The organism is Pseudoalteromonas sp. DL-6 (assembly GCF_004328665.1).
Lineage (GTDB): Bacteria > Pseudomonadota > Gammaproteobacteria > Enterobacterales > Alteromonadaceae > Pseudoalteromonas.
Genome location: NZ_CP019770.1, coordinates 2,203,709 through 2,230,489, shown reverse-complemented (window position 1 = coordinate 2,230,489; position 26,781 = coordinate 2,203,709). Strand labels below are relative to the sequence as shown.

Below are 26,781 nucleotides of genomic sequence, written 5' to 3'. Positions count from 1 at the left end.
TTAAATTTTATTACGAATAAGGTCACGAACAATAAAACGGCCTGGGTGAATTGCTTGGCTTACACGCTCGCTTAGTGGGCGAGGTTCATTGTTTAAACTACTAATTAAGTGTTCGGCAGATAGCGGTGCACTGCACAATGCTCGCGCGCCAAAGCCGGTAAACATATGTAGGCCCTGTTGTGGTTTTTCTAACGGCTGATATTGATAGCGCTTGCCCAAGCGTAAATTAGCAAATGCATGTGTATAATCAGTTTGCTCCACCCATTCACCGGCCATAGGTAAGTGGTCAATAAAACTACAGCGAACAGCGGTTTTAGCTGAGCTAATATCGCCTAGGCTGGTGGCAAATTCAGTGTTGTTATAAAAACTCAGTAATTGCTCGCGGTTAGTGTGGTTATCTTGCTCGGTCACTTCACGGCTTTTACTGTTTTTTTCAAAGGTGGCACCCATACAATGGTGATCTAAATAGGCGGGAGTAAAATAGCCTTTGTGACACAACACGGTATTAAGTTTACGTGATTGCTCGCTTGCTTGAACATGTGACACTTGGCCGCGAACGCCAACAATGGGAAGTGTTTTGGTTTGCGTAAATGCATCACTGTGCTCACCAGTACAAATAATCACATCGCTAAAGGGGCCAAATGTTTGCTTTTGCGTGGTTAAGTACCAACCATCGGGTTGTTTATTAAATTGCTCAATATGACAGTTAAATAGGCTTTCAAACGAATTTAATTGTTGTGCGGCATCTAACATTGCACAGACTAGCTGCGGGGGATTAACCCAGCCGCCTTGTTCAAAAAATACCCCGGAGTAACCTGTTTTAACTCCTGCGATAGCATCGCCCTCATCAGCAGTCACATTTCGCATAAGCTGCTCTGGCCACAGTTGTTTATCTGCGAGGTTTTGATGGCGATCTGCCAATGGCTGTTTTACTGCATGTTGCAGCACACCACACCACTGGTGATCAAACAAAAAGCCATTGTTGAGTAATTGATTATAAAGTCGCTTTGCGTATAAAAAACTGTGGGCAAATAATTCACTGTGTGGCGAATTTTTTGCCTGTAAGTGCGGATACACAGCCCCTTGTACATTATGCGATGCCCCCATTGCGGGTTTTTCATCTTGGCAAAATAAGTGGCTTTTTATGCCACGCTTTGCGAGGCTATAAAGGATACAACTGCTTGCTATACCACCGCCAATAACAGCCACACTTGAAAGCGCTGAGGGGTGATGCTCAAAATAAGCGGGGGCTGATTGTTTTGGGTTGGCTTGAGCGAGTGTGCCAATTAGCATTTCACGTTTTCGGCCAAAACCTTTGGCTTTTTGCATGCTAAAGCCTGCCTTGTTTAGTCCTCTGCGCACAAAGCCCGCAGCGGTAAACGTGGCTAATGTGGCATTGCTTCTAGAAATATCGACCATGGCATTAAATACACTTTGCTGCCACATGTCGGGGTTTTTACTTGGCGCAAAGCCATCTAAAAACCACGCATCAACCAGCCCACTTTGTGGGTAGCTCATGCTATTAATACATTCCAGTACGTCGCCAAAGTAGAGGTCGAGGACTACACGGCCATTGGCAAACTCTAACCGATGGCAGCCATTTAAGTTAATCGGATAGTGAGCAACGAGCTGGTTGCTTAAATGGCTTAAGCTAGGCCAAGCTTGCAAGGCTTGTTTTAAATCATTTACGCTAAGTGGATATTTTTCAAAAGAAATAAAATGTAATCGCTGCACTTTATTTGGCTGTTCATTTTGAACTTGTGAGTACTGTAGGTGGTCAGAAAACTGCAGCCATGCATTTAAGAAGTTAAGCCCAGTACCAAAACCGGTTTCGGCAATAACAAAGTGTTCACGGTCATGATTTTGTAACCGTGTATCTATACTGTTTTGTTGATAAAACACATAATGAGATTCGGCAAGGCCATCGTCATTAGAAAAATAAACATCGTCAAAGTCATTGGCAACCGGAGTGCCTAAGTCGTTAAAGTGTATATGGGCGTTTTTTATCATGACCAATTCAATTTATAGATAATTTTTTAATTATTTTACGTGTTTTCTTTGAAATAGTCTGGCGTTATTTATAAGCTGTAGCTTCAGAGTACAAGTGTACGCTAGAAAGCTGACCACTTAGATGATTAAATTCGCGTAAAATAGAACACAATTAAGTATTAAGCTAAGGGAATTACCCATGAGAAGAGCCGTAATAACAGGCATCGGTGTTGTATCAAGCATCGGCAATAATAAACAAGAAGTATTAGAGTCACTTAGAGCTGGTAAAAGTGGTATTGCTTTTAATCAAGAATTTGCTGATTACAAATTGCGTAGCAATGTATCAGGTAAAATTGATATTGATGTTAAAGAGCATGTTGATCGTAAAGCAATGCGCTTTATGGGTGATGCGGCGGCTTACTCTTATATTTCAATGGCGCAAGCGATTGAAGATGCGGGTCTTAGCGACGAGCAAGTATCAAACGAGCGTACTGGTTTATTAGTTGGCTCTGGCGGTGGTTCATCAAAATGGCAAGTAGAAGCGGCTGATATTCTTCGTGAAAAAGGCGTTAAACGCGTTGGCCCTTACATGGTGCCACGTACTATGGCAAGCACCACTTCTGCATGTTTAGCAACACCGTTTAAAATTAAAGGTGTTAACTATTCAATTAGCTCAGCGTGTGCAACTTCTGCGCATTGTATTGGCCACGCGGTAGAACAAATTCAATTAGGCAAACAAGACGTTATTTTTGCAGGCGGCGGTGAAGAACTTCACTGGACGTTAGCAATGGAATTTGACGCTATGGGCGCGCTTTCTACTAAATATAACGACACACCTGAAAAAGCATCACGTACTTACGATGCAAACCGCGATGGTTTTGTAATTTCAGCTGGTGGCGGTATTGTGGTAGTTGAAGAACTTGAACATGCACTTGCTCGTGGCGCGCATATTTACGCTGAAATTACCGGTTACGGCGCAACCTCTGACGGTTACGACATGGTTGCCCCATCGGGCGAGGGTGCAGCACGTTGTATGCGTCAAGCTATGCAAAACGTTGACAGCATTGATTACTTAAATACCCACGGTACATCAACACCGGTAGGTGATGTTAAAGAGCTTGGCGCTATTCAAGAAGTATTTGGTGGTAATTCGCCAATGATCAGTGCCACTAAAGCAATGACAGGCCATGCACTAGGTGCGGCTGGCGTACACGAAGCTATCTTTTCATTATTAATGCTTGAGCACGGTTTTGTTGCGCCATCTATCAATATTGATGAGTTAGATGAACAAGCGTCAGGCTTGAATATTGTAACTGAAGCAAAAGACGTTGAACTAAACACGGTTATGTCTAACAGCTTTGGTTTTGGCGGTACTAATGCCACGCTAGTAATGAGCAAATACAAAGGTTAAGTTAACCTTTAACTATTTTAAAGCCGAGCAAAATGCTCGGCTTTTTCGTTTGTGCTAATAGGGGGTTGTTCGTTACAATAGGGCCTCATTTTGCCAAACGGACTCACAATGAAAATTCTTGCCGATCAAAATATGCCTTTAGTTGAGCAATTCTTTAAAGATATGGGTGAGGTTGAACGATTTGATGGCAGGCAATTAACTCCTGAACAACTTATTGATGTTGATGTACTGCTTACCCGCTCAGTTACTCAAGTAAACAGTGAACTATTAGCACAGGCGAACAAGCTAAGCTTTGTAGGCACCGCTACAATAGGTGTTGATCATATTGATACCGATTTACTCAACGCAAAAAATATTGATTTTACCAGTGCGCCTGGCTGTAATGCCATAGCCGTAGCTGAGTATGTAATAAGTAGCTTATTTGCATTAAGCCAAGAAAATGCCAGCCCGTTAAGTGGTAAAACAATCGGTATTGTGGGTGTAGGTAATATTGGCAGTTGTTTAGCGCAAAAGTTAAAAGCACTTAACGTTAATTTACTATTGTGCGACCCAATTAAGCATGAGCAAGGGCTATTAATCGAGCATGTTGAGCTTGATGAGCTATTAGCGCAGTCAGATATTGTCACTTTTCATGTGCCGTTGGTTAAAACGGGTAAACATAAAACCCTACACATGCTTGATAAAACACGCTTAACTAAACTTAAATCTGGGTTGACGTTAATCAATGCTAGCCGAGGCGATGTGATTGATAACCAAGCCTTACTCGAAGTGATGGAAGCAGGGGCAGAGCTCGATTTAGTGTTGGATGTTTGGGAAAATGAACCTAACATTTTAACTGAATTACTTGAGCACGTGCGCTATGCAAGTGTTCACATTGCAGGGCATACCCTTGAGGGTAAAGCGCGAGGTACGCAAATGTTGTACCAGCGCTTATGTGAGCTCAAAGGGATGGAGGCAAATAAGTCACTTAGCGACTTTTTACCGCCAGCAGCCATTGGGTGCGTTACCTTAGCGTCAAGTTTTACTGAGGCAGACATCGCTCGCTTAGTACACTTAACTTATGATGTTCGTCGCGATGATGGCATTTTACTGCGCCACCTAGCCGATGAGGGCTTTGACAGCTTACGAAAAAATTATCCAACCCGCCGTGAATTTAGCACGGTGATGGTTGAAGGTGATAGCACCGAGCTTGCCGTACTTGCCCAGCTTGGCTTTACCACAGCAAACTAATTTAATTAGCGCGGTTGTTTTAACCGTGCTTACAGAGGATGAAATATGTCGCAAAAATATAACGTTGCCGTACTCGGCGCTACCGGCCTTGTAGGTCGTCAAATCATTGAAACTTTGGAAGATCGTAAATTTCCGGTCGATCAGCTGTTTTTATTAGCAAGCAGCCGCAGTGCTGGCGAAGACATAAAGTTTCGTGGTGAGAGCATAGAAGTACGTGATGTTGAAGGCTTTGATTTTAGCCAAGCGCATATCGGCTTATTTTCAGCAGGTGGCAGTGTGTCTGAAAAGTACGCCCCGATTGCTGCAGACGCAGGTTGTATTGTTATTGATAATACCTCACATTTTAGAAATGACTTTGAAGTGCCGCTAATTGTGCCAGAAGTGAATGCAGCGAGTTTAGCCGATTTTAGAAACCGTAATATAATCGCTAATCCTAATTGTTCAACTATTCAAATGATGCTTGCGCTTAAACCTATTTATGATGCCTACGGTATTGATCGTATTAACGTTTCAACCTACCAAGCTGTATCGGGTGCAGGCAAAGAAGCGGTTGATGAACTGGCAAAACAAACAGCCAACTTAATGAATGCACGGCCAATGGAAAACGACATTTTTCCTAAGCAAATTGCGTTTAATGTTATTCCGCAAATCGATAGCTTTGAAGACAATGGCTATACACGCGAAGAAATGAAAATGGTAAACGAAACGCATAAGATTTTAGGCGACACCAGCATTGCGGTAAATCCAACCTGTGTTCGCGTACCGGTGTTTTTTGGTCACTCTGAGTCAATTAATATAGAAACGCGCATGCCTTATGACTTTGAGCATGTGAAGCAATTATTGAGCGATGCACCGGGTGTTGAGCTAATTGATGATGCGGGTGATTACCCAACGGCTGTCTCAGATGCCAGTGGTAACGACACTGTATACATTGGCCGTTTACGTGCCGATATTTCACACCCACATGGATTAAATATGTGGGTAGTAAGTGATAACACCCGTAAAGGGGCTGCAACCAACAGTGTGCAAATAGCAGAAGAACTGATCGCTAATTATATGTAATTAGCCAGAATACAGTGATAATCCAATAAACGGCAAACCTAAGTGGTTTGCCGTTTTTTTGTGCTTTAATTGCCATTTTTTTGCCACTTATAAACAACAGCTGTGTAAACACTTTGATAAACAACATAAAATTATTTTTATCTAGATGTTTAAGGTATTTATTTTCAATGCGTTGCGATGGATATTATGGCTTAACTGGTTTATAGTTTGTAACTGGAATAGAGCTTGCAATAAAAATAGATTGTAATAAAAATGTGCGTTAGCCACGTGGCTAACAACGGCAAGAATAATCAATGTTTAAGCGCCAATTTAAAGCGCTGCGTTAACATTTAAACATTAAAGGATCAGCATGCGCGGTTTCGTTTCACTTATTATATTAGCGTCTGCACTGATGGTAACGACTGTTTACTCTCAAGACAGTACCCAGTTAAGAGGGCCTAAAGGCGCAGATTATGGCGCACAGGGGCGTTCTATTGGGCCAATAAAACCAACCGATACACTTTGGCGCATTGCCGTTAAGGTTCGTCCTGATAATTCAGTAAGCATTTATCAAGTTATGCAGGCTTTGTATAACAAAAACCCTAATTCATTCTTAGAACAAAACTTAAACCATATGCAAAGTGGTTCTTATTTAAAGATACCGACTTTGGCAGAAATTAGACGAGTAGATCCGCAATTAGCTAAGCAGCGCTCTGAGCAAGACGATGACCTGTGGGAAAAAAAGAAAAACGGTACGCTCACCCAAGCAGAAATTAATTCAGCACAAACAAAAGTAACGCAAGCACGCAAAGCAGATGTTGATGAAGCCAAAAAAGAATTACAACAAGAATTAAAAGCGATTAAGACTGACCAAAGCAATAAATTGGTTGAGCTTCAGCAGCAGTTTAAAAGCTCTGTGAGTAACGTAGAAGAAATTTTAGTTGAAAACAACAATCTTAAAAAACAACTAACAGGTATTTCAAGCGAATTAGAAAACGTTCGTTTACAACTAGGCCAAGACAGTGAAATTCAACAACAGTTAAAAGAATTAATCCTTAAACAAAATGAGATTATTGCACAGCAAAAATTAAAGGACGCACAGCAAGAGAGTGAATTTAGTTTTGCTGCGTTATTGTCAAACCCTTTGGTACTCATTTTATTAATGACTATTCCAGCTTTATTGATTATTTTTGCCGTTGTTATGTGGCTGCGTAAGCGTAGTAATGATCAAGAGCCTGAAAGTAATGATGATGAGTTTATTCCACAAGCCCCTGCTTTTACTGATCCTATAGATGAAGTGCCAGAGCCCTCACTCGATGAAGCACCAGCTCCCGATCCGCTTGATGATTTAAGTGTGCAGTTAGACGATAACATGGATGACGTGTTACTCGATGATGATGTGGAATTTAACGATGATCTCGATGATGACAGTTTACTAGATCAAGATGAGTTAGAAAGCCTACTCAATAATGATGTTGTTTTTGAAGACGAAAACACCGAGGACGATGAGCTTGATGTTTTCATGCAACAAGACTTTGATAGCTCCGATGGTGATGATACAGGCGATGCTATCAACCTTGATGAGTCAGATGACATTTTAAGTTCGGATGACTTAGATAGCCTGTTTGATGAAGAAGATGACGATGCACTGCCTGATGAACCTAAAGGTGAATCGAATGATGATATGGCAGCACTCAGTGAAGAGCTAGCCGAAGAGGGTGAAGACTTTGACATTGACGACTTGCTTGATGAGAACAATGAGCAAACAGCTGATGTATCAGCACAAGCCGATGATGACGAGTTTGATATAGACAGTTTACTCGATGCTGAGCAACCGGCTACTGAACCTCAAAGCGAAGAGCCTGATATTGACAGCTTAGTTGAAGAAGACGACGAATTTGATATAGACGATTTACTCGACGCTGAACAACCAGCGGCTGAAGCTCAAAGCGAAGAGCCTGATATTGACAGCTTAGTTGAAGAGGACGATGAATTTGATATAGACGATTTACTCGACGCTGAACAACCAGCGGCTGAAGCTCAAAGCGAAGAGCCTGATATTGACAGCCCAGTTGAAGAGGACGATGAATTTGATATAGACGATTTACTCGACGCTGAGCAACCAGCGGCTGAAGCTCAAAGCGAAGAGCCTGATATCGATAGCCTAGTTGAAGAAGACGACGAATTTGATATAGACGATTTACTCGACGCTGAGCAACCAGCGGCTGAAGCTCAAAGCGAAGAGCCTGATATTGACAGCTTAGTTGAAGAAGACGACGAGTTTGATATTGATGATTTACTTGATGCAGAGCAACCTGAAACTGATGTTCATGACTCTGAAATAGATCATGCATTGGCAGACTCAATAGAAGATTTAACTGACGCGCAAGAAGAATTAAATAGTGAAGATATAGAATCTATTGCTTCATCTTTTGCTGAGCCAGAGCTTGAAGCTGAGCCAGAAGTTGCAGCCGAGCCAGAAGTTGCAGCTGAGCCAGAAGTTGCAGCCGAGCCGGAAGTTGAAGCTGAGCCAGAAGTTGAAGCTGAGCCAGAAGTTGCAGCAGAACCTGAAATTGAAGCTGATCCGGAAGTTGCAGATGAGCCAGAAGTTGCAGATGAGCCAGAAGTTGCAGCTGAGCCAGAAGTTGCAGCCGAGCCGGAAGTTGCAGCTGAGCCAGAAGTTGCAGCTGAGCCAGAAGTTGCAGCAGAACCTGAAATTGAAGCTGAGCCTGAAACTGAAGCCGAGCCGGAAGTTGCAGCTGAGCCAGAAGCTGAAGCTGAGCCAGAAGTTGCAGCTGAGCCAGAAATTGAAGCTGAGCCAGAAGTTGCAGCTGAGTCTGACGTTAAAGTTGATCAAGACGCAGTAGATGGCTTAGAAGGTGATTTTTCAGATAGCTCATCGACATTACTCGACCCAGAAGATGCGCTTGATGAGTACAACGATGAAAACCTTGAAAGCGTAGATGATCTACTGAGCGAGTTAGAACAAACAAGTGATGATTATGTCGAAGCGCCTGATTGGTCGATTGATGGATTAGATGAGCAATCAGAACCAGAACTTGAAGTTGAGCCAGAACTTGAAGCAGAGCCAGAGCTTGAAGCAGAGCCGGAACTTGAAGCAGAGCCGGAACTTGAAGCAGAGCCAGAACTTGAAGTAGAACCAGAACTTGAAGAAGAGCCAGAGCTTGAAGCTGAACTAGAGCTTGAAGCAGAGCCAGAGCTTGAAGTAGAACCAGAGCTTGAAGTAGAACCAGAGCTTGAAGCAGAGCCGGAACTTGAAGCAGAGCCAGAACTTGAACCAGAGCTTGAAGCAGAGCCAGAGCTTGAAGCAGAGCCAGAGCTTGAAGTAGAACCAGAGCTTGAAGTAGAGCTTGAAGTTGAACCAGAACTTGAAGCTGAGCCAGAACTTGAAGAAGAACCAGAGCTTGTAGTAGAGCCGGAATTTGAAGTTAAGCCAGAGCTTGAAGTTGAACCAGAGCTTGAAGAAGAGCTAGAGCTTGAAGCAGAGCCAGAACTTGAAGTTGAACCAGAACTTGAAGAAGAGCCAGAACTTGAAGAAGAGCCAGAACTTGAAGTAGAACCAGAGCTTGAAGCTGAGCCAGAACTTGAAGTTGAACCAGAACTTGAAGAAGAGCCAGAACTTGAAGTTGAGCCAGAACTTGAAGTAGAACTAGGGCTTGAAGCAGAGCCAGAGCTTGATGTTGGGTCAGAATATGATTTTACCGATACGTCTTCCACTTTACTCGACCCAGAAGATGCGCTTGACGAATACAACGATGAAAACTTCAAAAGTGTCGATGATCTTTTAAGTGAACTTGAGCAAGTAAGCGATGAAGATGAACACGTACCTGACTGGTCAATTGATGACTTAAACGATGAGCTTGATGAAGAGGAAATTGATTTAGGCGATGATCCGCTTGCTGGCGATATCCAAAGCAATGATTTATCAACAGATGACGATGAGCTTTATGAGCCTGAAATAGTCACCCCAAGTGAAGAACTTGAGGAGTACCCTGAGTTAGAACTTGATGATGAACTGCCTTTATCTGATGAAGAGCAACAATCACTAACTCCAGAAGAGCTACAAGGTGATAATTTAGACGGCGATGCCACAGGTATGTCGCCTAGTCAGGCTGAGCAAGATCTCGCAAATGCATTATCAGCAGGCAATGACCTCGATAGCTTAGAAGATGATTTTGATGATGAGCTGTTACTTGATAATGAGTTTTCAGAGTCAAACTTAGAGCAAGCTCTAGATAATGAAGTTTCAGAGCCTGAAGAGCTGACTGAACAAGCTGCAGATGAGCAAGCTGTTAGCACTAATGATGATTTTGATGATGATCAACTTGATGAATTCGCAGAGTCAGCTGAATTTACCGATCAGCAAACTAACGCTGATCGTGAAGCGGATTTAACCCAAACGTCAGCACCATTAGAATCAGAAGTGATTTCAGATGATGAGCTAGATGATGAGTTCATGGCTGATTTAACGCAAACAGATTTTGATGCATTACTGAATGAGCTGGCAGAGCCTGATGATGTTGATTTAAGCGATAGCAGTGAGTTTGATGTTGATTTTAATAGTTTACTCAACGAAGACTTAGCTGATGATAAAACACCATCGTCGCCAGCACCCATTGAGCAACCTGAAGTTACTGAAGCTTTAGAACAAGATGACTTTGTTGATATTGATGCATTACTAGAGCAAAGTGATGATGCGGATATAGATCACGAACCTTACACCGACGTTGATATGGATGTTGGTTTGGGTGACTACGATTCATTACTCGCTGGTGATAATCCTATGGATGTAGATACCCAAAGCGGTGGTTACTCAGCCAAGCTTGATCTTGCCCATGCGTATATTGAGATTGATGATGCTGACTCGGCAGTTAAAATTTTAGATGAGATTATTAATAATGGCCCAGACGATGTGCAAGAAGAAGCACAAAATCTAAAAGCTAAGCTGAAAAACTAACAATAGCTAAGTCCTGGAAAGGATAACTAAGCAGTAAAACCCGTTATTAGCTAACACTAATAACGGGTTTTTTGTATCGCATAGTTAGGAACCTTAGTTCGCTGCTTTTATTGGAACGCCATATAGCATAAAATGCAGCGTCGATTAGCACAGTAGGTAAAGCAGTAATTATGCGAGTAGCACTTGGAGTAGAATACAACGGCGCGCGTTACAGTGGTTGGCAGCGTCAATCTCATGTAAATAGCGTACAACAAGAAGTAGAAAAAGCGTTGTCGCGCATTTGTAATCATCCAGTTGAAATTGTATGTGCGGGGCGTACCGACGCCGGGGTGCATGGTACGGGTCAAGTGGTACATTTTGATACCCATGCTGAGCGTGAAATGGTGGCCTTTACATTAGGCATGAATACCTTATTACCAAAAGACATTGCTATTCGTTTTGCCCAGCCTGTGGTTGAAGACTTTCATGCTCGCTTTAGTGCAACTGCTCGTCGTTATCGTTATGTTATTTATAATTATGCGTTTCGTGGTGCGGTATTAAATGAAGGTGTTACCCATTTCCATCATCCATTAGATGAAGTGAAAATGCAGCAGGCTTGCCAATATTTATTAGGTGAGCACGATTTCACCTCGTTTAGAGCGCTTCACTGCCAAGCTAATACGGCAACGCGAACGATTCAGCATTTATCGGTACAGCGCCAAGGTGCTTATGTCATTATTGATATTAAAGCCAATGCGTTTTTACACCATATGGTACGTAATATTACCGGGTGTTTAATGGATATCGGTTTACATAAACATGAACCAATTTGGTTAAAAGAGTTGCTAGATGTTAAAGAGCGTGCCAAAGCGAGCGCCACAGCAAAAGCGGCGGGTTTATATTTAGTAGATGTTGATTACCCAGAACACTTTAATATTCCTAGAACGCCGTTGGGGCCATTGTTTTTAGCCGATACCGATATTTAAAAGGTAATCAGGTGATTATTTTTATACGCTATTATTCGTAGGGCTAACTACTAAGACCAGTTTTTTATACCGTGATAGCGTAATTCATGTTTTAATTGGAAAAATTTGTTTGCATGGTTAACATGTAGACTCGCGACACAGAACAGCATTAAGAGAGTTGCAAATGAGTTGGCTAGAAAAAATCTTACCAAAAACGACTAAATCTTCAGGTCGTAAAGAAATTCCAGAAGGTGTATGGGCTAAATGTACGTCATGTGATTCAATTTTATATAAAGCAGAATTAGAAAAATCACTAAATGTATGCCCTAAGTGCGACCATCATATGCGTGTTAGTGGTCGTAAACGTCTTGAACAGTTTTTAGATGACGGTGACCGCCAAGAGTTAGGCGCTCAACACGAACCTAAAGATGTGCTTAAATTTAGAGACTCTAAAAAATACTCAGATCGTATTAATGCAGCTCAAAAATCAAGTGGCGAAAAAGACGCACTTGTTGCAATGAAAGGAAACCTAAAGGGTATTCCAGTTGCTGCTGTTGCATTTGAATTCTCATTTATGGGTGGCTCAATGGCATCGGTTGTAGGGGCTCGTTTTGTTGACGCGGTTGACCAATGTTTAGAGCATAATATGCCGCTAATTTGTTTTTCTGCATCGGGCGGTGCACGTATGCAAGAGGCGCTAATGTCACTTATGCAAATGGCTAAAACCAGTGCTGCACTGGCTAAAATGACCGAAAAAGGCTTACCGTTTATTTCTGTTATGACCGACCCAACAATGGGTGGTGTATCAGCATCATTAGCAATGCTTGGTGATATTAATGTTGCAGAGCCTAAAGCTTTGATTGGATTCGCCGGTCCGCGTGTTATTGAACAAACCGTGCGTGAAACACTACCAGAGGGTTTCCAGCGCAGTGAGTTTTTATTAGAGCATGGCGCAATCGACATGATTATTGACCGTCGAGAAATGCGCGATACACTAGCACGTATCCTAGCAAAATTTATGAACTTGCCTTCTACGGAACAAGAGCATAGAGTAGCGTAAATTTCAGCTTTACTGATTACATGCTATGACAAAAAAAATTCCTAGCCAATCATCAAGCCTTGATGATTGGCTTTGTTATTTAGAGAGTGTTCACCCAGCTAATATAGAAATGGGCTTAGAACGCGTTGCTTGTGTTGCTAACAACATAGGGCTTTTAACTTCCTCAAGTAAAATCATTCTTATTGCAGGCACCAATGGCAAAGGAACAACAGCTCGTTGTTTAGAGTCATTATTATTAGCCCAGGGTTATTGTGTTGGCACGTATGCTTCACCTCATTTAGTTCGCTACAACGAACGTGTTCGCGTTAATGGCGCAGAGCTTGACGATCAATATCATGTCGATGCGTTTAATTTGCTAGAGCAAGGGCGTGGTGACACACCATTAACCTATTTCGAATATGGCACCTTAGGCGCGTTAGCAATATTCAAGCGTTTAGAGGTTGATTACGTACTGTTAGAGGTAGGTTTAGGCGGGCGTTTTGACGCGACCAATATTGTTACCCCTTTTGCTAGCGTGATCACCACCATCGATTTAGATCATAAAGAATACTTAGGCGATACCCGTGAGCTGGTGGCTTATGACAAGGCGGGAATTTTTAGAGAGAGTACTCCGGCAATTATTGGGGATTTAAATATTCCGCATACAATGACCGATTATGGCAAAGAAATTAACGCTAATATGCTGCTATCGGGCAGTGACTTTATTTTTAAAGAGTATGCGCAGAGTTTTAGTTGGCAATTTAAAGAACATAAACTCGAGTTACCTAAACCGGCCATCCCATGTCAAAATGTGGCTACCGCATTAACAACATTATCGGTGTTAAATTTATTACCAACAGATGAAGTAATAACTCAGTGTATAGCCAACTTAGTGGTAGAAGGGCGCTTTCAACAATTAAGTGAGTCGCCATTAGTGTATACCGATGTGGCACATAACCCTGAGTCTGCACGCTATTTAGCAACTAAGTTAGCAAGCTATAAAGATAAAGGCTTTAAAATTCATGCATTAGCCGCTATGCTTGCTGATAAAGATAAAGTCGGTGTGCTTAAAGAAGTGGTTGATGTAGTCGATGAATGGTCGTTGGCGAGTTTAGGTGGCCCGCGTGGCGATAGTGCCACTAACCTACAACAGGCGCTTTCAAGCATACCCAATAGTCATTTTAAACAGGGTTATAGCAACGTAGAGGTAGCATTGGATGCTATTTTGCCAAACCAGCCAACTAATACATTATTAATTGTGTTTGGATCATTTTTTACCGTGGCTGGCGCTATTCATTACTTTAAAAAATAGAGAGGATGTCGGTGAACTCAGGTTTTATTAATCGCTTAGTCGGAACAAGTATTGTGGTGATTGCAGCAATTGTGTTTATCCCCAATATACTCGATGGTGAAAAAGTGCACTATAAAGAAGGCTTTAAAGCGATTCCAGAACGCTCTGAGTTCAAGACCATTGATTTGCAAGAATCAATTGATCAGCAAGTAGCAAATGCAGAACCATTAAAAGAGGATGAAATTGAAGACATTCAGCCTGATGATGCTGCATTTGAGCAACAAAACAACTCCGCTGAAACAGACGTTAGCGCACAGCCTGCAATGGTTGAAGCGGTCATAGCCGATACAAAACAAAGTACAGTAACCGCTGGGCAAGATGATGTTACGCGTAATACTAATGAAAACTTAACAAGTATGGCGTATGTCATTCAGCTAGGCAGTTTTTCGCATGCGGCTAATGTAAAAGCGTTGCAGGCCAAGCTAAAAACGCAAGGCTTTAAAAGCTTTACTAGGCCAATTAAAACGCCAAATGGTACGTTGACTAAAGTATTTGTAGGGCCGTCGTTAAGTAAACAAGAGCTGCAGTCTCAGCTTCCTGCGCTTAAAGAGCTAACTAAGCTAAACGGTAAAGTCACTCAATTTGAGGTGGCAAAATAACTTAGTCATTAATAGGTGAATGTGTTTGTCAGCTGATATTACACATTTACTTATTCTATTAGTTCAAACCTGTTCTACCCTCACTTTTAGTCTGTATATTTCATGCTATTTTTAATCTAAAAACAGCATGTTTTTACTCACCTGTAATCTCACGCTTAAACTTGCATCACTAGGAGGTTTAGGTATAGAATGCGCCCAAAATTAGCGACTAATTGGTTCTTATGATCTGGGTTGATTACGCCATTCTTGGGATTATTGCACTCTCTACCATCATCGGTTTAATACGCGGCTTTGTTAAAGAAGCTATGTCATTAGCGGTATGGGCAGGGGCTTTCATCATCTCCAGCTTATTTTATCAATATTTAGCTTCCTTCCTAACATCCATTTCTGAACCCCTTTTAAGAAATGCGGCGGCCATTGCCATATTATTCTTTGCGACGCTATTGTTAGGCGGTTTACTAAACTATATTTTAGGTGAGCTTGTACAGCGAACCGGATTATCCGGCACAGACCGTGTTTTTGGTTTGGTGTTTGGTGCTCTTCGAGGCGTGTTGGTCGTGAGCGCGTTACTCTTCTTTCTTGATGCTTTTACTGGTGCGCCAAATACGCATTGGTGGGGCAACTCTATTTTGATTCCAGAATTTGGCTTTGTAGTTGAATGGTTCTTTTCGTACCTAGAAAACAACTCGAGCTTTTTAAATTCAGTAAACCGTTAATCGGCGAGGATAAATTACATGTGTGGTATCGTTGGAATAGTCGGAACATCGCCAGTTAATCAGGCGATTTATGATGGCTTAACCGTTTTGCAACACCGTGGCCAAGATGCTGCGGGTATCATAACTATTGAGAACAATACATTTAGCTTGCGCAAAGCAAATGGCCTAGTGAAAGATGTATTTCACACTCGTCATATGAAACGTTTGCAAGGCAACATTGGCATCGGCCATGTGCGCTACCCAACGGCGGGTTCTTCTAGCTCGTCAGAGGCTCAGCCGTTTTACGTGAACTCTCCTTTTGGTATTGCACTTGCTCATAATGGTAACTTAACCAATGCAGAGTCGTTAAAAGAACAGTTATTTTCAGAAGCACGTCGCCATGTTAATACCACTTCTGATTCTGAAATTTTACTTAACATCATGGCACATGAGCTAAGTAAGCCAGACAAACTTAAACTAGACCCTGAAGATATTTTTACAGCGGTTACTGAAGTTAACAATAAAGTGACGGGTGGTTATGCCACTATTGCCATGATTATCGGCCATGGTATTGTGGCGTTTCGCGATCCAAATGGTATTCGTCCTTTAGTATTTGGTAAACGTGAATCTGCTGCCGGTACTGAATACATGTTTGCCTCAGAAAGTGTGGCGCTAAAGCCAGATGGCTTTGAGTTTATTCGTGATGTTGCACCAGGCGAAGCAATTTATGTGACGGAAAAAGGCGAGTTTCATTCTTTTACCTGTGCGGATAAAGTGTCTTACTCACCGTGTATTTTTGAATTTGTTTACTTTGCGCGTCCGGACTCAACCATTGACCGTATGTCGGTTTATGCAGCACGTGTAAATATGGGGACTAAATTAGGCGAGAAAGTAGCCCGTGAGTGGGCAGATAAAGACATTGATGTCGTTATTCCTATCCCAGAGACTTCGTGTGATATCGCTTTAGAAATGGCACGCGTGCTTGACTTACCTTACCGCCAAGGCTTTGTTAAAAACCGCTACATTGGCCGTACGTTTATTATGCCTGGCCAAGAGCTACGTAAAAAATCAGTGCGTCAAAAACTCAATGCGATTGACCGCGAGTTTAAAGGTAAAAATGTTCTACTTGTTGATGACTCAATTGTACGTGGTACCACCTCAGCGCAAATAGTTGAAATGGCCCGTGAGTCTGGTGCTAAAAATGTTTACTTTGCGTCAGCGGCACCGGAAATACGCTTTCCAAATGTATACGGTATAGATATGCCATCGGCGGCTGAACTCATTGCACACGGCCGTGAAGTTGAAGATATTAACCAAAGCATTAGCTCTGATGGATTAATCTTTCAATCATTAAGTGATTTAATTGCTGCAGTTAGCCAAGAAAACCCTGAAATCACTAAGTTTGAAACGTCAGTGTTTGATGGACAATACATTACTGGCGACGTTGATCAAGACTACCTAAATCGTATTGATAAGCTACGTAACGATTCTGCTAAAAGCACCCGCGAAAATGCGATGTCGTCTGGTTTAGAAATACATAATCAAGATGAAAACGAATCCGATTAGCAGTAATAATGCTGCCTGATAGTATTATCGGCGTTACAAAAAAAGGAGCTTAATCGCTCCTTTTTTGTTTTTCAATTTTTAGGTAAACATAGGGCTGATTATACCGTTGGTCCATAGCATGGCGGTAAGCGCTAAAATAATAACCAGTAAAATTAATCCACAGGTTACAACAGAGCTTGCGTAAATAAAGCCACGCTCCTGTGGAATGTGCATCAAAATAGGGACGCCGGTATACAGTAAATAAACTGAGTAAGCGAGCGCCACTAATCCAACACACACCACAAACCACAACTCAGGCCAAAAGGCTGCCAATGCCGACATAAACACTGGTGTTGCGGTATAAGCTGCCAGCTCAATAGTTTGGGTAAAGGTTGGTTTAGCGCCAAAAGTAACTGCCATCCAATGCGCTAAATAGGCAAGAGCAAATACACCACCAATTAAAGCAACATACATGGCTGCGCCAATCATCAGTGCGCTTTCATGGGTTAAAAATACCAGGTTACCTGTGCCGATACTCCAGCCTAAGTAAACCGATGAGTAGTATCCCATTGCAGAGGGAAATAAAGCGATAAGTAAAATATGCGATAAGCTATAGGTTAAGCTTTCGTGACGGTTATCAATTGTTTGCCATTCTTCGAGTGGGTGGGCGTATAAGCCCCATAGGTGATTTAGTATCATTGCGTGCTCTCCATAAAAGGATAAATTACTGTTTGGTTATAATTGGTTTGTTTTTATACAGTCCTTTTAGTTATGGTTCAGTAAGTATACAAAGTCAAGTTAACCATGAGCTTGTAATAAGGGTGTGTGTTTATTTTATTCAGCGTAATATTTCATGTTAAAATGCCGCAATCGCAATTTTAGCAATGAGAAGTCAGCGTGCCACATAGCCAACTTTTAGAACCCATTAATAACTTTTTATTATGCAGCACCCCCGATGAGTGGGTTGAGCAAGCAATCAAAAAAGAAAACTTACCCATCATATTAATTGATCACTTAATTTGTGAGCTAAAAGCAGCGCAAAGTGCGATGTTTTTAATTCGTAAGTATGCAGTAGATAAAGACAGCAGTGATGCACTGCTTGAGTGGCTAAAACCATTTGAAACGCTTATTTATAAACGTGAAGGGAATTGGCGCGATTTAGCGGCTAAAAATAAACTGACAAAGTCTATTATTCCTAAATCTAACTCACCTTATGGCCAAGACTTAATTGATAAAATGGTGATGTTAATAAAAGAAGAGTTGCATCATTTTTATCAAGTGTTGGAAATTATGGATGAATACGGTGTTGAATATAAAAGTATAACCCCATGTCGTTACGCCAAAGGTATGCTGCGTAATGTTAAAACGTTTGAACCCAACGCCTTAGTTGATAAACTTATTGTAGGTGCTTACATAGAGGCACGCTCGTGTGAGCGTTTTGCTGCGCTTGCCCCGCATGTAGATAAACGCTTAGGTGACTTTTATATTTCATTGTTACGCTCAGAGGCTCGCCACTATCAAGACTACTTAACCCTTGCTCAAGACATTGCTGATTTTGATATTACCGAGCGAGTAAAAGAATTTGCTGAAATAGAAGCGCAACTAATTACATCAGACGATGAAGACTTTAAATTTCACAGTGGCGTGCCCGTTACTGTTTGCCAATAACCCGTTTTTTCACCTGAAGCTGCTACGGTCAAGTAATTAGCTGTAGCAGTTACCTTCTAATTAAACGTTGTGTTTAAATTAGACACATCCAATACCCTCTTCTAATATTGAAATAACTACTAATTTATTTAAGAATTTTACCTATGGCTTTGAAATCATTTTAATAAAAGAGCCATACCTTATTTATTATTGGGTGAGAAGATATGCAAAATAAAGAGGGATTATTTGTATTTGCAGCTGAAGAAGAGCAAGCAGATACAGATCTGAAAGTATGGAAAATATTAACCGTTGAGGATGATCTTGATTATCAAAACGCGTTAGTTAACAGCTTAAAAGAGCTAAAAGCCAAGGATGGTTATAAATATGAGTTGTTAACAGCTAATTCTGTGCCAGAGGCTGCTTTAGCGCTGAGCATGCACCCTGATATTGCACTTATCTTTATAGATGTGGTGATGGAGGAAGATGACTCAGGCCTGCGTTTAGTGAATACTATTCGAGAGGTCATCGGTAACGCAGAAATGCGTATTGTGCTGTTAACAGGGCAACCTGGCTTTGCACCAGAGAGCGATATCATGAAAATGCTCGATATCGATGAGTACTGGAATAAATCAGACCTATCTGCCGAGAAGCTGCAATCCATTGTTAATAGTAACATGCGCACTTGGGAATATATTTCACAAATCAGATCAGCGAAGCAAGGTTTACAGCTGGTGCTTGATGCATCTAGAAGTATTAACGGCAAGCACGATATGGCCTCTTTTTCTTATGCTGTGCTTAAAGAAATTAGTAATATTTTAAAAATAACCGAAGGGGGCGGTATTTTTTGTTCGAGTAATGCAGGATCCAAGTCTGAATGCTTAATACTCTCTACTCATGGTTGTTTTAGTGGCACTAAAGGGCAGCCAGTAGAAACTAGCCTGCCCGCAGAAATGCTACAAGACTTTAAACAAGCGATTAAAGAGCGTCGCCATATATTCTCAAAAAACCACAGTGTGTTTTTTTTCGAAACGCTAGATAACCAAGGCGCTGATTACATCACCATTGTAAAATCAGATAACCCGATTAGTGAGCAATACGAATATTTACTTAAGGTATTTAGTGAAAACGTGAGTACGGGGTTTGCTAATATTTCGTTATTAAATCGCTTAACCGAGCTTGCCTATACCGACGTATCACTTAATTTACAAAACCGTAACTGGCTAACCCGTGAAATAAAAAACATGAATGCGCAGGAGCGGTTAAAAACGCGATTAGTCATTTTTGATATCTATCAGTTTGACGAAAAAGCATTTACCTTTGGTCATGAATTTTGTAATAAATTAATGAAGCTAGTGCACCAAAGTATTGTTGGTACCTTTGCTAGGTATGACCCTCGCATAGCATTAGTTAGTAGCAGAGCATTTGGCATGTTAGTCAATGTTGATTTTGATATTTCAGAGGCTATTAGTTGCTTTCAAAATAAGCAAAAATTCGAAATCGAGCAGGTAAAACAATACATTGATGTGCGTATTTTAGAATTAAAATTAAGTGCAGCTTTAAACCTCTCTCCGGAAAAAGTGATTAGCCTGGCAGAGTCGAGTCTGAACTCTTCACAGGTAAACCAAACTAAGTATATTCAGCATACCGAGGAAAAAACAGATCAAATTACTCGGCGCTACGAGCTAATGGCTGAGCTTAGAACGGCTATAGGTAATAAAAGTTTAGAGGTGGCGTTACAACCCAAAATGAACCTATCAACCTTGAAACCTGCAGGTTTTGAAGCGCTCGCTAGGTGGCAAAGAGCTGATGGCAGCTTTGTACGCCCTGATGAATTTATAGAGTTAGCTGAAACAGCCGGATTAATTAATGAACTAGACCATGTGATTTTTGAGAAAATACTCGAAGTGATTAACCAACTTAAAAAGCAAGGCTACAACTTACCCGTTGCGTTTAATGCATCGTCTTATGACTTAGTTGAGCCAAGTTATTTTGAGCAGATAAAAACTAAAATTGAAGAGTACGATATTTCGCCCTCTATGCTTGAGCTTGAGGTGACCGAAACACAAGCTATTAGTAATTACAGCCTAATTAAAGAAGCACTTGAACGGTTTATTGATTTAGGTATTAAAGTCAGTATTGATGATTTTGGTACTGGTTACTCATCGTTGGCTCACATTAATGAAATACCGTCTACGTCGATAAAAATAGATCGCTACTTTGTCTGTGATCTTGAATTTAATGACAACAATCAGTACATGATTAAAATGATACTGTCTTTGGCAAAGCAATTTAATTTTTCGGTGATTGCTGAAGGGGTTGAGAATGAATTTGAGGCAAAGTGGTTACAGCAACAAGGCTGTGCAACAGCACAAGGGTATTATTTTTCTAAACCTTTATTTTTAAAAGAGCTGTTCGTGTGGTTAAAGCAGTATGAAGTGATAAAAAATGAATAGTGTTAATGGTTTGCCAATTGGTTCAAAAAAAAGTGTGCTAGTTAAATCGCTATTTAGTTTATTTATTACTTTATTTATTGGTTGGCTAGTATATGAACAAATATACCAAGAAAAAATAAATACCATAAAAGCTAAGCAAGATGAAAAGTTAGTCCTTATCAGTGGTGATTTTTCCAAAGAACTCAGTAGCATTAAAAAGCTAACTCGTATTCTGGCTCAGGGGTCGGTTTTAAAAAGTGATAAACAAAACAAGCCCTTACAACTAGAGCAAAGCAGAGATGAAATAAATAACTACTTTTTAAATTTTGCCGCTCTCTCTAATAATATCGCGCAAATTCGCTGGCTAGATACACAAGGCCAGGAGCAATACCGCATTAACGCAGTGAATGGTGTTGGCGAAATTGAAGCGCCCGATGGTTTACAAAATAAGCAAAACCGTTACTATTTTCTAAAAGGGATGCAGGTCAGTGCCCCAAATATATTTGCCACAGAGATAGATTTAAACATTGAACGCAACAAAATTGTAAAGCCTCTTCAGCCAACAATCCGCGTAACCTACCGTACCAATAAAGAAAACTACCTATTAGATGGCTTGCTAGTTGTAAACTTTAACTTAGATTACTTGTTTAGTCAGATTAAGAGTTACAACCAAGAGGGTACTTTGATCAGCATTTTAAACCATGATGGTTTTTGGTTATTAAATAGTGATGCAAACTTAGAGTGGGGGTTTATGTATGGTAACAATGAGCAAACACTCGCTTTAAAAAAACCAGATCTTTGGCAGCAAATTATTGATGGCAAAGTAGAATATGGGTCACATTTTTTCAATAATGGTCTTTATACTTACCGTCGTTTTTCTATTTTTTCATTGCGTGAGAATAAAGGCAGAATTAGTGACACTGATAAAGAGTTAATTATTCTTGTAAGTAGTCCAGATGAATCGCTAATATCTGCACAAAGTGTAGCCTTACAGTTAGCGTTGTTGTGTAGTGGCTTACTGTGTTTAATTAGTTTTGGTTTTATTTATCGTGAGTATAAGTTTCAAAATAAGTTGTTAACCCTCTCGCATAAATTACATATAGAAAAGATAGAACTAGATATAGTGAACCGAGAGCTTGATGCCACTATAAAGCAGCAACAACAGTTACAAGAAGGATTAATAGAAGCACAAAAACTATCTTCATTAGGGTTGCTCGTGGCAGGTGTTGCTCATGAAATGAATACGCCTATTGGAGGAGCCGTTATTTCTGTTTCTAATGCAGATATGGCATTGAGTAAATTAAATGCAGCGATTAAGCAAGGGCTGACTAAATCAACGCTAGAGGAAACAACAACCAGTATTGGTGAGAATCTAGCGCTGGCTAAAATTAACTTAAATAAAACCGCTGTATTAGTGAAAAGTTTTAAAAAAATGGCCATTGATCGCCACAATGATGAATTTATTGCATGTGATATTGAAAAAATTATTGAAGAGCTATTATTGTCATTAAACTCCAGATTAAAAAATTCACCGATAAAAGTGAAAACTATTTTCTTGCTCAATAAACAGGTGATTAGTTTGCCAGGGATTATTTCTCAGGTGGTCGAAAACCTTGTAATTAATGCGTTAAATCACGCTTTTGATGATAAGCAAGAGGGAGTGATAGAAATAAAAGTAGAGCAAGCGACAAATAATAGCGTAAGGCTTAGCGTGTCAGATAATGGTAAAGGAGTTAATAATGACACTAAAGCAGATATATTTGAGCCTTTTTATACAACCGCACGGGGTAAAGGTAATACCGGTTTAGGTTTATATATGGTGCACCAATGGGTAACACAAGTTTTGAAAGGAGACATCAAACTTCATTCAGAACCACAAAGCGATGCTTATTTTAAAACACAATTTATTATTACCTTGCCTGACTTAACAGCAAAGTCTTATTACGATTAATTACTAGGAACGTTATAAAGGCGTTGAAATTAATTGTTGTGACTCGGGGGTAACCACTAAATATGAACCTTGAGTATACCAATCGCCTAACACAGTGCGAGTTAGGGTTTGGTTATTAACTTCATAGGTATGTACATTAGGGCGGTGAGTATGGCCGTGGATCATATTAGCCACGTTATGCTTAGCAAAGGTCTCTAATACAGCGCTTTGCACTACATCAAGTATTTCTATAGGTTTGTCTGCTTGACTAAGTTTACTTTTTTCACGTGCATCACGGGCTATTTTTTTTCGATACCACAATGGCATAGCAAGCATGAGTTTAGGCCACCACCAACCACGACTTTTTTTACGAAAATTTTGATATTCAATATCTTGAGTACACATTTCATCACCATGTAAAATTACGGTGGGTCTGCCGTAAAGGTCGATCACTGTTTGCTCATCGAGTAGAGTCATTCCTGCCATATTGGCGTATTTTTCACGCATGATAAAATCGCGATTACCATGTACAAAGTAAATGGGGATCCCTAAGTTATTAACTGCTTTTAATTGTTTTGCCACTGCTGCTGAGAGTTCGCTAACATAATCGTCACCAACCCATACTTCAAAAAAATCACCTAAAATATATAGGGCGTCTACTTTTTGAGGAACAATATGGGCGTGTAAAAATTTAAAAAATGCCGCTGTAATATCAGGGCGATTTTCACTCAAATGTAAATCGGCAATAAAGTAGGTTTGGCGAGTCATGGTGATTCCAGTTAAATAAAAGCGGGTGAATACCCGCTTTATGTATTCTGTGAAGAATGAGGAGGTTTTAGCTTACAGTTACACTTTCAATTACCACATCTTCAAGTGGTACATCTTGGTGAAAACCATTGCTACCTGTAGCAACACCTTTGATTTTATTTACTACGTCCATGCCTTCTACTACTTCAGCAAACACACAGTAACCCCAACCTTGCGACGTTTCGCTGCTGTGGTTTAAAAAGTCGTTGTTATTCACGTTAATGAAAAATTGCGCTGTAGCTGAGTGTGGATCAGGCGTACGCGCCATTGCTAAAGTACCTACTTTGTTAGATAGGCCGTTGTTAGCTTCATTTTCAATTGGGTCGTTTACTTCTTTTTGTTCCATGCCCGATGCAAAACCACCGCCTTGAACCATAAAACCATCAATTACACGGTGAAAAATTGTGCCGTTATAAAAACCTGAGTTTGCATACTCTAAAAAGTTTTTTACTGTATTTGGAGCTTCGCTTTCGTGCATTTTAATGGTGATATCACCAAAGTTTGTGTGTAGAACAACCATGAGGTTTCCTATAGCTGGTTTAAATATTGGTGCTATTTTATCGTAGTTGACTCAGATTAACAAAGTAGATGTTATGTTTGTTATAAACCGCTAGAGCCCATGCTTAGCAAGTGGTAACATAGCTTTTCTGTTAATCGTGAAGGAAAGCAACTAAATGGTACAAATATACAACACACTGACACGCCAAAAAGAACAATTTAAACCTATGGTCGATGGGAAAATCGACATGTATGTGTGTGGTATCACCATTTATGATTACTGTCACATTGGCCATGCTCGCACATTTGTTGGTTTTGATGTGATTGTTCGCTACCTTCGTCACTTAGGTTACGATTTAAAGTACGTACGTAATATTACCGATGTTGATGATAAAATTATTAAGCGCGCAAATGAAAACGGTGAAGCTATTAACGACTTAACCGTGCGTATGACTAAAGCCATGCATGAAGACTTTGACAGCTTAAATATGCTACGTCCTGATGTAGAGCCAACGGTTACAGGTCACATGGATGAAATTATTGCTATGGTTGAGCGTTTGATTGCCAAAGGCCATGCTTATGTTGCAGCCGATGGCGACGTTTTATTTGATGTATCAACCTTTGAGCAATACGGGGCACTTTCACAGCAAGATTTAACCATGCTGCAATCGGGCTCACGTGTGGAAGTAGCACAAGATAAAGACGATCCTCTTGATTTTGTTTTATGGAAAAAAGCTAAAGCAGGGGAGCCATCGTGGTCATCACCTTGGGGAGAGGGGCGCCCTGGTTGGCACATAGAATGTTCAGCAATGAGTTCAAAGCACCTAGGTGAGCACTTTGATATTCATGGTGGTGGTTCAGACCTACAGTTTCCGCACCACGAAAACGAAATTGCGCAATCATGCTGTGCTAACAACGGCCAATACGTTAATACTTGGATCCACACCGGTATGGTTCAAGTGAACAAAGAAAAGATGTCTAAATCATTAGATAACTTTTTTACCGTTCGTGAAGTATTAAAGCAATACGATGCTGAGTCGGTTCGCTACTTTTTAATTTCTGGCCATTACCGCAGTCAACTTAATTACTCGCAAGAAAACTTAGACCAAGCACGTTCATCACTTGAGCGTATTTACACGGCATTACGTGGTGTTGAGCCAGTTGAATGTGAGCTTGAGGGTAATGAGTATGTAGCTAAGTTTAGAAAAGCTATGAATGATGACTTTAATTCGCCAGAAGCATTACCGGTTGTATTTGAAGTTGCTAAAGAGCTAAACCGAGTAAAAGAAAGTGATAGCGAAAAAGCAGGACATTTAGCCTTTGTTCTACGCAGCTTAGGTGAAATACTTGGTATTGCTCAGCAAGCACCAGAGGCATTTTTACAAGGCGGTCAAAACGACGATGAAGTGGCTGAAATTGAGGCACTGATAGTCAAACGTAATGACGCACGTGCCAGTAAAAATTGGGCTGCAGCAGATGAAGCTCGCGATGCTTTAAATGCACTGGGTGTAATACTTGAAGATTCAGCGGGAAAAACAACGTGGCGTAAAGCATAGGGTTTGTCGACCTTTGCGGATTTAGCCATAACGCGCTGATCACAAAAAAAGGGTTACCATAGGGTAACCCTTTTTTGGTTATATCAATTGCATTAAATTGATTATGTTTTTAATAAAATTGACGCTGTTGACCTCAATTATGGTTGAGGTTTTAAACTCGCATTCATCAATTTAAAAATGGAAAATTAATGAATATTTTACTTGCCATGATCCCTGCTTTTTTATGGGGCACGACTTATGCGGTAACTAAATACGCAACCCCAGAGTGGCCACCAATTTTATTAGGAGCCATACGTGCACTGCCTGCCGGTTTATTATTGTTGTTATTTAAACCTTCTTGGCCAACAGCAAAGCAATGGCCTGGTATCTTTTTAATCGGCACGATTAATATTGCGCTATTTTTTAGTTTTATTTTTGTAATGGCAATTAACCTACCTGCAGCTATTGCTGGTGTGGGTATGGTGTCAGTACCGGTAGTGGCATTATTGTATGCCTGGCTTGTTAAACGCCAACAGCCAGCGCTAGTACAAGGTTTTTGTGCCCTTGCTTTAGTGATTTTAGCATGGCGCTTATTTGATCCACAGCATGTAGCACTTAATGTATTGGGAGTAGTGGCACTGATAGGGGCGCTATTAACTATTGTTATAGGCAGTACGCTGGTAAAAAAAGTAACCGCTAAAGTTCACTGGTGGACGGTACTCACGTGGCAGTTAATCATTGGCGGTAGCTTGTTAGCAATTGCCGCTATGGTTCAAGCTTTTTATTTTGCTCCACAGCAGTATCAATTTTTAACTACATCAATAACTAGCACCCAATGGCTGGCGTTATTTTGGCTGGTGGTACCTAACACTGCTTTGGCTTACATCCTATATGTTTGGTTATTAGGACGAATGTCAGTAGTTGAATTTACTTTTGGCACTATAGCCAACCCAATTGCCGGTATTTTATGTGCAGGAATATTAATTAACGAGCAGTATGCAAATTGGCAGTACGCGATTATGTTATTAATGATTGTGTTTTCGGTTTTGCCACAAGGCTTGGACTTAATAAAACGAAGAATGATGATACAAAAAGCCCGCAATTAAGCGG

The 26,781-nt window shown here is 40.7% G+C and carries 19 protein-coding genes; 15 read left to right on the top strand and 4 right to left on the bottom strand.

The annotated features are described in order from the left end of the window. Positions 1 to 2,010, bottom strand: coding sequence for a bifunctional tRNA (5-methylaminomethyl-2-thiouridine)(34)-methyltransferase MnmD/FAD-dependent 5-carboxymethylaminomethyl-2-thiouridine(34) oxidoreductase MnmC (gene mnmC, locus B1F84_RS10360; protein ID WP_131691367.1), 2,010 nt, complete (start codon positions 2,008 to 2,010; stop codon positions 1 to 3). 178 nt (positions 2,011 to 2,188) lie between these two features. On the opposite strand from mnmC, the gene fabB reads away from it, so the two are divergent. The 10 genes from fabB (at position 2,189) to purF (ending at position 16,843) form a co-directional block, all read left to right on the top strand. Beyond that, complete coding sequence (fabB, locus tag B1F84_RS10355; RefSeq protein WP_131691366.1) at positions 2,189 to 3,400, top strand: beta-ketoacyl-ACP synthase I; 1,212 nt, start codon at positions 2,189 to 2,191, stop codon at positions 3,398 to 3,400. A 108-nt stretch (positions 3,401 to 3,508) separates the two neighbouring features. Further along, positions 3,509 to 4,630 (top strand): 4-phosphoerythronate dehydrogenase, encoded by a 1,122-nt coding sequence (locus tag B1F84_RS10350; RefSeq protein WP_131691365.1) that lies wholly within the window; start codon positions 3,509 to 3,511, stop codon positions 4,628 to 4,630. 45 nt (positions 4,631 to 4,675) lie between these two features. Further along, the gene (locus B1F84_RS10345) at positions 4,676 to 5,692 is read left to right on the top strand and encodes an aspartate-semialdehyde dehydrogenase (RefSeq protein WP_076919196.1); all 1,017 of its coding nucleotides are present in this window, start codon (positions 4,676 to 4,678) and stop codon (positions 5,690 to 5,692) included. A gap of 349 nt (positions 5,693 to 6,041) precedes the next feature. Next, the gene (locus B1F84_RS10340) at positions 6,042 to 10,649 is read left to right on the top strand and encodes a FimV/HubP family polar landmark protein (RefSeq protein ID WP_131691364.1); all 4,608 of its coding nucleotides are present in this window, start codon (positions 6,042 to 6,044) and stop codon (positions 10,647 to 10,649) included. A 170-nt stretch (positions 10,650 to 10,819) separates the two neighbouring features. Further along, positions 10,820 to 11,614 (top strand): tRNA pseudouridine(38-40) synthase TruA, encoded by a 795-nt coding sequence (gene truA / locus B1F84_RS10335; RefSeq protein WP_131691363.1) that lies wholly within the window; start codon positions 10,820 to 10,822, stop codon positions 11,612 to 11,614. A 163-nt stretch (positions 11,615 to 11,777) separates the two neighbouring features. Beyond that, positions 11,778 to 12,653 (top strand): acetyl-CoA carboxylase, carboxyltransferase subunit beta, encoded by an 876-nt coding sequence (accD, locus tag B1F84_RS10330; protein ID WP_008468345.1) that lies wholly within the window; start codon positions 11,778 to 11,780, stop codon positions 12,651 to 12,653. A 25-nt stretch (positions 12,654 to 12,678) separates the two neighbouring features. Next, on the top strand, positions 12,679 to 13,944 hold the full coding sequence (folC, locus tag B1F84_RS10325; protein ID WP_131691362.1) for a bifunctional tetrahydrofolate synthase/dihydrofolate synthase: 1,266 nt from the start codon (positions 12,679 to 12,681) through the stop codon (positions 13,942 to 13,944). Between the two features lie 11 nt (positions 13,945 to 13,955). Then, the gene (locus B1F84_RS10320) at positions 13,956 to 14,582 is read left to right on the top strand and encodes an SPOR domain-containing protein (RefSeq protein ID WP_076919199.1); all 627 of its coding nucleotides are present in this window, start codon (positions 13,956 to 13,958) and stop codon (positions 14,580 to 14,582) included. A 221-nt stretch (positions 14,583 to 14,803) separates the two neighbouring features. After that, positions 14,804 to 15,298, top strand: a complete 495-nt coding sequence (locus B1F84_RS10315) for a CvpA family protein (RefSeq protein WP_076919200.1) — start codon at positions 14,804 to 14,806, stop codon at positions 15,296 to 15,298. 18 nt (positions 15,299 to 15,316) lie between these two features. Continuing rightward, positions 15,317 to 16,843, top strand: a complete 1,527-nt coding sequence (gene purF, locus B1F84_RS10310) for an amidophosphoribosyltransferase (RefSeq protein WP_008468349.1) — start codon at positions 15,317 to 15,319, stop codon at positions 16,841 to 16,843. Positions 16,844 to 16,921: 78 nt separating this feature from the next. On the opposite strand, the gene B1F84_RS10305 is transcribed toward purF, so the two are convergent. Then, complete coding sequence (locus tag B1F84_RS10305; protein WP_008468350.1) at positions 16,922 to 17,521, bottom strand: Yip1 family protein; 600 nt, start codon at positions 17,519 to 17,521, stop codon at positions 16,922 to 16,924. Positions 17,522 to 17,719: 198 nt separating this feature from the next. On the opposite strand from B1F84_RS10305, the gene miaE reads away from it, so the two are divergent. The 3 genes from miaE (at position 17,720) to B1F84_RS10290 (ending at position 22,852) form a co-directional block, all read left to right on the top strand. Continuing rightward, positions 17,720 to 18,490: a tRNA isopentenyl-2-thiomethyl-A-37 hydroxylase MiaE gene (gene miaE, locus B1F84_RS10300; RefSeq protein ID WP_131691361.1), complete on the top strand. Its 771-nt coding sequence runs from the start codon at positions 17,720 to 17,722 to the stop codon at positions 18,488 to 18,490. 203 nt (positions 18,491 to 18,693) lie between these two features. Next, a complete protein-coding gene (locus B1F84_RS10295; protein WP_008111056.1) occupies positions 18,694 to 20,922 on the top strand; it encodes an EAL domain-containing protein in 2,229 nt (742 codons plus the stop codon). Further along, positions 20,915 to 22,852, top strand: a complete 1,938-nt coding sequence (locus B1F84_RS10290) for a HAMP domain-containing sensor histidine kinase (RefSeq protein WP_131691360.1) — start codon at positions 20,915 to 20,917, stop codon at positions 22,850 to 22,852. Before B1F84_RS10295 ends, B1F84_RS10290 begins: the two co-directional genes overlap by 8 nt. A gap of 12 nt (positions 22,853 to 22,864) precedes the next feature. Here the strand turns inward: B1F84_RS10290 and B1F84_RS10285 are convergent, their stop codons facing one another. After that, the gene (locus B1F84_RS10285; protein WP_008467551.1) at positions 22,865 to 23,599 is read right to left on the bottom strand and encodes a UDP-2,3-diacylglucosamine diphosphatase; all 735 of its coding nucleotides are present in this window, start codon (positions 23,597 to 23,599) and stop codon (positions 22,865 to 22,867) included. Positions 23,600 to 23,666: 67 nt separating this feature from the next. Then, complete coding sequence (locus B1F84_RS10280; RefSeq protein ID WP_008111051.1) at positions 23,667 to 24,158, bottom strand: peptidylprolyl isomerase; 492 nt, start codon at positions 24,156 to 24,158, stop codon at positions 23,667 to 23,669. A 154-nt stretch (positions 24,159 to 24,312) separates the two neighbouring features. On the opposite strand from B1F84_RS10280, the gene cysS reads away from it, so the two are divergent. Further along, positions 24,313 to 25,692, top strand: a complete 1,380-nt coding sequence (cysS, locus tag B1F84_RS10275) for a cysteine--tRNA ligase (protein WP_008111049.1) — start codon at positions 24,313 to 24,315, stop codon at positions 25,690 to 25,692. Between the two features lie 188 nt (positions 25,693 to 25,880). After that, positions 25,881 to 26,777 (top strand): EamA family transporter, encoded by an 897-nt coding sequence (locus B1F84_RS10270; RefSeq protein ID WP_131691359.1) that lies wholly within the window; start codon positions 25,881 to 25,883, stop codon positions 26,775 to 26,777. Positions 26,778 to 26,781 lie beyond the last annotated feature (4 nt).

Bases quoted from the DNA above. Each gene is read 5' to 3' on its own strand.
- mnmC (WP_131691367.1), bottom strand. From the start codon at position 2,010: ATGATAAAAAACGCCCATATACACTTTAACGACTTAGGCACTCCGGTT.
- fabB (WP_131691366.1), top strand. From the start codon at position 2,189: ATGAGAAGAGCCGTAATAACAGGCATCGGTGTTGTATCAAGCATCGGC.
- B1F84_RS10350 (WP_131691365.1), top strand. From the start codon at position 3,509: ATGAAAATTCTTGCCGATCAAAATATGCCTTTAGTTGAGCAATTCTTT.
- B1F84_RS10345 (WP_076919196.1), top strand. From the start codon at position 4,676: ATGTCGCAAAAATATAACGTTGCCGTACTCGGCGCTACCGGCCTTGTA.
- B1F84_RS10340 (WP_131691364.1), top strand. From the start codon at position 6,042: ATGCGCGGTTTCGTTTCACTTATTATATTAGCGTCTGCACTGATGGTA.
- truA (WP_131691363.1), top strand. From the start codon at position 10,820: ATGCGAGTAGCACTTGGAGTAGAATACAACGGCGCGCGTTACAGTGGT.
- accD (WP_008468345.1), top strand. From the start codon at position 11,778: ATGAGTTGGCTAGAAAAAATCTTACCAAAAACGACTAAATCTTCAGGT.
- folC (WP_131691362.1), top strand. From the start codon at position 12,679: ATGACAAAAAAAATTCCTAGCCAATCATCAAGCCTTGATGATTGGCTT.
- B1F84_RS10315 (WP_076919200.1), top strand. From the start codon at position 14,804: ATGATCTGGGTTGATTACGCCATTCTTGGGATTATTGCACTCTCTACC.
- purF (WP_008468349.1), top strand. From the start codon at position 15,317: ATGTGTGGTATCGTTGGAATAGTCGGAACATCGCCAGTTAATCAGGCG.
- B1F84_RS10305 (WP_008468350.1), bottom strand. From the start codon at position 17,521: ATGATACTAAATCACCTATGGGGCTTATACGCCCACCCACTCGAAGAA.
- B1F84_RS10295 (WP_008111056.1), top strand. From the start codon at position 18,694: ATGCAAAATAAAGAGGGATTATTTGTATTTGCAGCTGAAGAAGAGCAA.
- B1F84_RS10290 (WP_131691360.1), top strand. From the start codon at position 20,915: ATGAATAGTGTTAATGGTTTGCCAATTGGTTCAAAAAAAAGTGTGCTA.
- B1F84_RS10285 (WP_008467551.1), bottom strand. From the start codon at position 23,599: ATGACTCGCCAAACCTACTTTATTGCCGATTTACATTTGAGTGAAAAT.
- B1F84_RS10280 (WP_008111051.1), bottom strand. From the start codon at position 24,158: ATGGTTGTTCTACACACAAACTTTGGTGATATCACCATTAAAATGCAC.
- cysS (WP_008111049.1), top strand. From the start codon at position 24,313: ATGGTACAAATATACAACACACTGACACGCCAAAAAGAACAATTTAAA.
- B1F84_RS10270 (WP_131691359.1), top strand. From the start codon at position 25,881: ATGAATATTTTACTTGCCATGATCCCTGCTTTTTTATGGGGCACGACT.